General features: G+C 43.1%; 6 protein-coding genes. All 6 read right to left on the reverse strand.

All coding sequences use genetic code 11. The annotated features are described in order from the left end of the window. Positions 1 to 216: 216 nt before the first annotated feature. From mnhG to WH37_RS32855, 6 genes are read right to left on the reverse strand one after another with little or no spacing between them, the layout of a single operon-like run. Entirely contained in the window at positions 217 to 573 is a 357-nt protein-coding gene (gene mnhG / locus WH37_RS32830; RefSeq protein ID WP_046234892.1) for a monovalent cation/H(+) antiporter subunit G, read from the reverse strand. After that, positions 557 to 850, reverse strand: coding sequence for a Na(+)/H(+) antiporter subunit F1 (locus tag WH37_RS32835; protein WP_046234886.1), 294 nt, complete (start codon positions 848 to 850; stop codon positions 557 to 559). The genes mnhG and WH37_RS32835 overlap by 17 nt, the downstream gene beginning before the upstream one ends. Further along, positions 847 to 1,326: a Na+/H+ antiporter subunit E gene (locus WH37_RS32840; protein ID WP_046234887.1), complete on the reverse strand. Its 480-nt coding sequence runs from the start codon at positions 1,324 to 1,326 to the stop codon at positions 847 to 849. Before WH37_RS32840 ends, WH37_RS32835 begins: the two co-directional genes overlap by 4 nt. A gap of 5 nt (positions 1,327 to 1,331) precedes the next feature. Continuing rightward, positions 1,332 to 2,816: a Na+/H+ antiporter subunit D gene (locus WH37_RS32845; protein ID WP_046234888.1), complete on the reverse strand. Its 1,485-nt coding sequence runs from the start codon at positions 2,814 to 2,816 to the stop codon at positions 1,332 to 1,334. After that, positions 2,809 to 3,147, reverse strand: coding sequence for a Na(+)/H(+) antiporter subunit C (locus WH37_RS32850; RefSeq protein WP_046234889.1), 339 nt, complete (start codon positions 3,145 to 3,147; stop codon positions 2,809 to 2,811). The genes WH37_RS32845 and WH37_RS32850 overlap by 8 nt, the downstream gene beginning before the upstream one ends. Positions 3,148 to 3,149: 2 nt before the next feature. Then, positions 3,150 to 6,026, reverse strand: coding sequence for a Na+/H+ antiporter subunit A (locus tag WH37_RS32855; protein WP_046234890.1), 2,877 nt, complete (start codon positions 6,024 to 6,026; stop codon positions 3,150 to 3,152). Positions 6,027 to 7,047 lie beyond the last annotated feature (1,021 nt).

Below are 7,047 nucleotides of genomic sequence, written 5' to 3' on the forward strand. Positions count from 1 at the left end.
CCCCTGTCACTAGTAGTGTACTTCATACACTCTCTTAGTGTCCAAGTTCTCTAGGGGGCTAAATAGATACATCTTAAAAAATAATCCCTCCCATTATCGCGTGCACCATAACGGCATATAAATTAGCAGATGCTAAATTGGCATGAAAAATGAAGGAACCACTGTTCAATAAAATCCGCCACCATCGAACCTTAGTTGTCTAGTGGCGGTAATTTCTTACTGGCTCTCCTCTTTCTTCAGTTCCTGCGCCCAGTCATCCTTTACACTCTGGTTCCATAATGGTACACCCGAACGATAGGCCGCCCGACCGTTCAAATGACCCGCTACTGGTGCAGTTATAAATACAAATACGATCCCCAGCAGTAATTTGGCGCTCACATGTTCTAGGTAAAAGGAAAAATAGAGAAAGGCCCCGATTAAAACAAAAAGCACGCCTAGTGTTGCACTCTTTGTGGCAGCATGTGAACGTAGATAGACATCCGGTAGTCTAACTAGGCCAAAAGCGCTCAAACCGCTTATCAAAGCACCCGCTAATACAACAATTCCTATCAGAATCTCACCGATCTGGCCCATTATCTCCACTTTCAATGACTTCACCTCTTTCTATATACTTCGCAAAGGCGGTCGTACCTATGAAGGTCAGAATACCTATTACGAGTATAATGTCAAAGTACGCAAATGTTTTCAGCAGCATGCATATGATCGCAATCATGGATAGCAGAAGGACACCGATCAAATCAAGCGCTGCAACGCGATCGGAGATCGAAGGTCCCCTGAGCAGTCGATACATGCTACCTACGATCGAGAGCGCCAATATAGCTAAGGATAAGAGCAGTAGATTCGACATCACGATCTCGTCACCCCCCTAATCGCTTTTTCAAAAGTACCTTTAATTTGCGCCGAGAGCTCATCCTCATCTTCCATATCCATAGCATGAATATAGAGAGTTTGCCCATCACGAGATACATCTAATGTCAATGTGCCCGGAGTCAAGCATATTAAGCATGACAAAAGAGTAATTTCCCAATCTGTCTTGAGCTCCGTTTTGTATGCAAATATCCCTGGTCGAATCGAAAGCCGCGGCCGAATGACTTGGAGCATGACCACGAAGCTGGAAATAAACAGCTCTTTGGCAAATAACGCTAGCAGTTTAACAACGGCCCAGAAGCGCTTCAAATAAAATTCATGGGCCCAGAAGCGGCTAAACAGTCCTATACTGAGGATTCCAATCAAGTAACCGACTGTAAACCTTGGAGTCGACCAATCATTGTATAAGAACATCCAGACGAAGGCAATGATTAGGTTTAACAATAGTTGGATGGCCATCTCATCTACTCCTTCAGCACGGCTTCAATGTAATAATGTGGATTCATCAATGTATTTCCAGCCTCCGAAACGAATCCATATATCCACTCCGAACCTAGTCCCATCATAATCATGATGATGCACAAGGCAGCAGAGGATACAAGCTTCCCTCTGGAAACCTTCCATTGAGGATTTTGGTTCGATTGTAGTTGTTCTTCTCCCCAGAAAGCTTTCATGAATAAACGAACTAACGAATAAAGCACGATGAAGCTAGAAGCTAAGGAAATCGCTGTTAACCAGAAATACTGCTCTTTCAATCCGCCTTGTATGATAAGCAGTTTACCTGTAAATCCGCTTAAAGGAGGAATACCTGCAACTGAAAGTGCAGTAATAAAGAACATCCACCCTATTGCCGGATGACGCTTGATCATCCCTCCCATATCCTTCAGCTGGCTCGTTCCAGTTGCTTGCACGATGAAGCCTGCCAATATAAACAATAGCGCTTTGGCGATCATATCGTGCAGGAGATAAAATACAACACCATTCACGCTATCATCAGATGCCACTGCTAGCCCAAAAACAATGAAGCCCACTGACAGAATGACATTATAATTGAGTATCTTCTGTACATCGGAATAAGCCACCGCCCCCAAAGCGCCGAGGATCATTGTCCCCGCTGCCATCCATGCCATCCAGCTGTGGGTAACACCTGGTTCATGGTAGAAGATGAGTGTAAAGGTTCGAAGAAGCGCATAGATCCCGACTTTCGTTAACAAGGCGCCGAATAAGGCGGATACGGCTGCCGGCGGTACGCTATAAGATCCTGGAAGCCAATAGAAAAGAAATAAACCTGCCTTTAAGGAAAAAACGATCATGAATAGAAGGGCTATGACATTTAATATCCCATCTTGCCCCATCTCCGTTACTCTTATCGATAGATCTGCCATATTAAGAGTACCAACCACACCGTATAAATAAGCAACTGCCGCAACGAATAAGGTTGAAGATAAGATATTAATCAACATATATTTCAGTGTTTCACGCAGCTGTCGCTTCGTACCTCCGAGGACAATCAACGCGTAGGAGGAGATCAGCATGACCTCGAAGCAGACAAACAGGTTAAACAGATCACCAGTCAAGAATGATCCATTTACCCCTACAAGCAGAAATTGAAAGAAAGGGTAATAATAATAACGCTCCCTCTGCTCGCCAACTGTGCCGAAAGAATATAACAAACAAAAAAAGCCAACAACCATGGTCGTCAATACCAATAACGCTGATAGCATATCCGCTACAAATACGATGCCGTAGGGCGGGAGCCATCCTCCCATATACAAGGTCTGAATACCATCCGTCCTCACTTGACACAAGAGGATTGCTGCTGAAATCGTCGTAGCCAACATACTGATAACGCTGAGCCATTTTTGCATCGATACATTATTTTTTAAAAAAATAAGAATCGCAGCTGTACACAAAGGAATCAGAAGAGGTAAGATCAGTAAGTTATTCATCGCGCTCCCCCCTTAGCTGCTCCATATCATCAGTTCCTAGCTTCTGATACGCCTTATAGGCGAGAACAAAGAAAAAAGATGTCACACCGAAGCTAATCACAATTGATGTTAGAATTAGCGCTTGTGGTAGAGGGTCCACATAAGAGGCTGCCTTCTCTCCTAGTAGCGGTGCAGCCCCTGTTTTCAGACGGGACATGGTAAGCAAGAGCAAATGTACGCCATGCGTAAGAATCGAGGTACCCAGTATGATACGGAGCAGACTTTTTGACAGCAGTAGATATACACCGACTGTAAAAAGCACGCCGATTGCCAGTGACATATAGAGCTCCATCTTTACTTATCCCTCCCTATTGTCAGAATAATCGTCATGGTGATACCAATTACGGTTAAATAGACGCCCAAATCGAACAGCATGGCTGTTGCCAATTCGCTATGTCCGAGCAGTGGCAGGTTCTGATAGCCGAACGTATGGCTGAGAAATGGCACATCATACAAGAAGGAACCGATACCGGTCAATAAAGCAACTAGAATACCTACAGCGCTCACCTTCCGAAAATCGATTGGAATCACTTCCCGAATGGTTTTCATTCCAAACGCCATTGCCAGAAGCACGAACGCAGCAGCTGTCATAAGCCCCCCAATGAAGCCTCCACCAGGTTCATTATGTCCAGAGAAAAACAGAAACAAGGAAAAGGTCAAAATGATGAAAATAACCAGCTTCGCTATTGTTTTTAAGATCACATCATTACTCCGCGCCCCATTAACAGGGAGTTTACTCCCGCTTTCCCAGAAACCAGAGGCAACAGAGGTGTCCTCTGGCTCGAGCTTCAATCTAATTAGGGCGTAGATGCCATACGAAGCAATGCCAAGCACTGTAATTTCAAGTAACGTATCAAATCCCCGAAAATCTACGAGAATGACATTCACGATATTTTTGCCACCCGCCATGTTATAGCTTTCCTTAATAAAGAAATCAGATATCGATTCGAAAGATCGTTCGCTGCTTGCGCTCAATGCGAGTAAAGTCATGGTAACACCTACTCCAAGAGAAACAATAAGGTTTAATAGTTTAAAGCGCAGTGATACTAACTCTTTCTTAAGCTTGGGTAAATGATAGAAGCAGAGAAGGAACAACGCTACAGAAACAGTCTCGACAATCATTTGGGTCAATGCCAAATCCGGTGCACGAAAGATCACGAAAAACAAGGTAACCATATAGCCAGCAGAACCCGTCCATATAATGGCCATCATTCGGCTGCGAGCGAACGGAACAGCTATTACGGATACAATGAGCGCACCAATAATAACAGCTTCGTATACAGACATAGGCGCAAACTCCGTAAAGTCAAATCGGATATTTGCAGAATTGCTCATTGTAATTGAAATGGAAACAATCAAAAATATAAAGATATATATCAAGTAATGACGATTAGAGCCGGTCATATAGCGGTTAGTTAGCCCTTTGGCTCCCTTATCCAACAACTTAAGTCCGCCATCATAGCTACGATTTAGGCTAACCGTAGTAAAGAGCGGCTGATTCAGTACTTTTAAACGTTCATGTAGCATGTAGAACAGAGTTCCCATAGCAACAACACCAATAGTCATAAATATTTCAGGTGTCCAGCCATGCCAGAAATGAATGGCTACATCGAACTGCTGTCCCGGAAGGAGCATGGTAGGATGGATCGCTGCCATAGCAGGCGCAATTAGCGTGTACGACAACAAATTAGGAAACAGGCCAAATACGACAGCCAGCGAAGCTAGGACGACAGGCGATAGAAGCATACCAAGCGGAGCTTCATGCGGTTTTTTGGCCAGTTGTTCGAACTTCTTCTCCCCAGTGAACGTTCTGAACAGCAAAAGCATGCTGTAGATGAACGTGAAGATACTCGCAATCCAGGCGATAATCGGGAAGATAATACCTATAAACTGCATATGGAGTACATCCATTTCCATGATGTTCAGTACAGCTGTGAAGAACATCTCTTTGCTGAGGAAACCATTAAACGGCGGTAATCCCGCCATTGAAAAAGTTCCAATAAGCGCGATGGAAAAGGTTACAGGCATGACCGACATTAAGCCACCAAGCTTACGGATGTTTCTCGTTCCCGTCTCATGGTCGATGATTCCCACCACCATGAACAAAGCACCTTTAAAAATGGCATGATTGATAAGATGGAAAATTCCAGCCATAGTCGCTTTCACATAGAACAAAGCCTCATCCGTTCCCGAATATATTGCCGCAGCAGATCCGAGGCCAAGCAAGCTCATGATAAGTCCCAGTTGGCTTATTGTGGAAAAAGCAAGCATGGATTTCAAATCCGTCTGCTTCAGTGCCCGATACGAGCCATAGATCAGCGTTAGTATCCCCGAGGTGGACACCAGCCAAAACCAGCCGGCTTCTCCAGCGAAGACCGGACTAAGCCGTGCCACTAAATATAGACCTGCTTTAACCATCGTTGCGGAATGCAAATAAGCACTTACTGGTGTAGGAGCTTCCATCGCATCCGGTAGCCAGATATGAAAGGGAAACTGGGCAGATTTGGTAAAGGCACCTAACAGAACAAGTAGCATGGCGGGAACGAACAGGCTATGATCTGCTATTCGATCTACATTTGAGACAATTGTTCTAATACTGAAAGTATCTGTCATGATGTAGATCAATACAAAGCCGCTTAGCATGGCCAATCCACCAAAAACAGTAATAAGCATGGATTTCAAAGCGCCGTAGAGCGATTTCTTCTTTTGATGCCAAAATGCGATCAATAAAAAGGACGAAATGCTTGTCAACTCCCAGAAACCGTACAGCACGATAAGGTTATCGGATAAAACAACCCCGAGCATGGCCCCCATGAATAGCAGCAAATAAAAGTAAAATTGTCCGAGTGCTTCTTTTGTTTTGTTCAAATAAAAGATGGAATAAAGAACGACCAGCGCTCCAATACCTGAGATAAGAAGGGCAAACAACAAGCTAAGCCCGTCTACATACAAGGTGATATTAATGCCAAGAGAAGGTATCCACGGTACCTCCGCGGTTAGTGCCTCCCCCTTCTGGAGTTCTGGCATGCACCCCAGAAAGTATCCGAATATGACAATTGGTACGGGTATAACAAACCAACCGGTATGTAACCGCGGCTTTATTTTATACAAAAATGGACAGATTAACGCAAAAATAAAAGGCAAAATAATAATGAAATGCAATACTGACAATTTTCATCCTCCTTAACGACATAATTAGTTCACCCATTTAGCATTTCCAAACTTCATTGAATGTTAGTCCGTTTTCATGAAAAAAGGAAAAAACGCAAAAAGAGCCCGCTGTTGGCAGGCTCCTCCGGTTAAAGCTATTATTAAATTGGTTTATTTGCTTTTCATATTATAGCTTCCCATACCGTTCTTGTCAAAAGAAACCTTTATAAGAGCGTGGCCTCCATGAATGAAACGTAAAGCAATAGGGGATTACTTATTACTAAGAAAAGGAGTTGATTCCACTGCTAACGCGTAAAATAACCGTTTCAACTATCCTGTTTACACTCATAATCCTAATCGGCTGGATTGGAAATTTCAGGTTGATTGAGGATCACTCTTATAAAAGGGACCGAGTGCCTGATATAGACTCGTACTTCATCTATTCCACTAGCTTCCGTATGAATACAATAAATGATTACCATCCATTCGGGCCTAGAGAATATGTAAGAATCATTCAGCCTGTCAAGAAAGAACCAATTTCTTATAAGCTTCAATAAAGGCCTGTGGATCTGCGGAAACCATATATGAAAAAACGCCTTGACTGGTGTGTAGATAGAGAAAACCTTCGTTCCCTCCTATAACCTTATAAGATAAATCGAAAACCTCTTCAATCCGAAACTCATGATATTTTGTTACGATCCTCTCCTTATATAGATACATCTCCCGATTTTCTACAACGGTTCTTAGTTCTAAGTCTGAGACTTCTCTGTGAACCTTATAATAGAACTGGACAGCTATATAAGTTATTTAACTCCCCTCCTGTTCCTTTTTAGGCTTACTATACCAAAGAATTTCTTTTATTTAAAAGCCCGCTATTCTCTTTAACTAAGGAGGTTATTCCCTTAGATCTTGGTCTATACTCCATTTTAGGCGCCTTTTTAGTTTATCATATCTCTCACAATAAGTTGCATCCCCACTAGCGTTGCATAAATGTTCTCTGAATCTTCATAACTTTCTGTAGCATCGAAATTTGCGCACAAAA

Origin of the sequence: Paenibacillus algorifonticola, from assembly GCF_000971975.1 — a bacterium.
In the GTDB taxonomy this organism is placed as follows: Bacteria; Bacillota; Bacilli; order Paenibacillales; family Paenibacillaceae; genus Pristimantibacillus; species Pristimantibacillus algorifonticola.

Excerpts from the sequence above, each read along its gene's own strand:
- mnhG (WP_046234892.1), bottom strand. The coding sequence starts at position 573 with ATGGGCCAGATCGGTGAGATTCTGATAGGAATTGTTGTATTAGCGGGT.
- WH37_RS32840 (WP_046234887.1), bottom strand. The coding sequence starts at position 1,326 with ATGGCCATCCAACTATTGTTAAACCTAATCATTGCCTTCGTCTGGATG.
- WH37_RS32845 (WP_046234888.1), bottom strand. The coding sequence starts at position 2,816 with ATGAATAACTTACTGATCTTACCTCTTCTGATTCCTTTGTGTACAGCT.
- WH37_RS32850 (WP_046234889.1), bottom strand. The coding sequence starts at position 3,147 with ATGGAGCTCTATATGTCACTGGCAATCGGCGTGCTTTTTACAGTCGGT.